The organism is Cupriavidus sp. SIMBA_020, from assembly GCF_046535395.1.
GTDB classification, from domain to species: Bacteria; Pseudomonadota; Gammaproteobacteria; order Burkholderiales; family Burkholderiaceae; genus Cupriavidus; species Cupriavidus campinensis.
Window position 1 is genome coordinate 1 of sequence record NZ_JAWRWU010001222.1, and the last position, 251, is coordinate 251.

The 251-nt window shown below is 39.0% G+C and carries 1 protein-coding gene; it reads right to left on the bottom strand.

Annotated elements, in window-relative coordinates; translation table 11 throughout:
• Positions 1 to 91: 91 nt before the first annotated feature.
• Positions 92 to 251, bottom strand: a 160-nt coding sequence (locus tag SB751_RS33420) for a Fic family protein (protein WP_410749423.1), incomplete at its 5' end; no start/stop codon positions are given.

Consider the following 251-nt stretch of genomic DNA (forward strand, 5'->3'; position numbering starts at 1 on the left):
GTGGATTTGCCGCTGGGCAATACGCGTAAAAAGTCGCTCAGCGCGGCTTATTAAACCTGCCACTTAAGCTCTTAAGTGGCATTTTTTATTTCTAACTTTTAAGTCTATATTGCTGCATTTTACTATTCGGTTTTTCGGGAATAGTCATTTCGATTATGCCTGCATCAATTGCAGGTTTTAAATAGCGCTCTCTAAAATGTTTTCGATCTTTTAACCCTAGCTGGTTTTGTAGCTCTTGTCGGTTTAATGGT